General features: G+C 80.7%; 2 pseudogenes. Both read right to left on the minus strand.

Annotation, left to right across the window (positions count from 1 at the left end):
- Positions 1-298, minus strand: a pseudogene (locus EBM89_RS20845) (chaplin family protein); the annotation flags it as partial.
- 107 nt (positions 299-405) lie between these two features.
- A pseudogene (locus EBM89_RS20850) lies at positions 406-617 on the minus strand (hypothetical protein); the annotation flags it as partial.

Genomic DNA, 617 nt, shown 5'->3' on the forward strand with positions numbered 1-617 from the left:
CGACCGAGGCGCCGGACGCGGTGCCGGAGGCGTCGCCGCCGTCGACCGCGGCGGTGGGCGCGGCGGGTGCGGCGGGTGCGCCGGTGGGCGCGGGGACGGCGGGCGCCGTGGTGGTCGCGTCGCCGAGGACGCCGACGGCGAGGTCGTCGATGTCGACGGAGACGTCGACGGGGACCTCGAGGCCGAGGCCGGACAGGAGGCCGTCGTCGTCGGCGGCGTGCGCCGCGGCGGCCCCGGCGACCAGGAGGCCGCCGGTCAGGAGCGCTGTCTGCAGCGCTCGTCGGGCTGTGGTGTGCATGGTCGTGCTCCCCTGCGGTGAGTCGGGTGCGTCGCCTCGCGGTGTGCGGGCGGTGACGCGGTGGCCGTGGGCGCGGGACGGACGGGCCGTCGGCGCCGGGGCCGGACTCAGGCAGGGGAGACGGGGACCTCACGCAGTCGCAGCGGCAGCCGGACGCGGCCGCGGGCCACGGCGAGGAGGTGGGTGCCGCCGAGCAGGACGGCCAGCGCGGTGAGGACCGCGAGGGCGTCGGCGCCGACGGGAGAACGCAGGGTGCTGCCGGACGACCCGGCCGGGGCGGCGGGCGCGGCAGGCGCCGCGGGGGCGGCGGGCGCGTGCT

It is taken from the genome of Cellulomonas triticagri, from assembly GCF_003696205.1.
GTDB lineage: Bacteria > Actinomycetota > Actinomycetes > Actinomycetales > Cellulomonadaceae > Cellulomonas > Cellulomonas triticagri.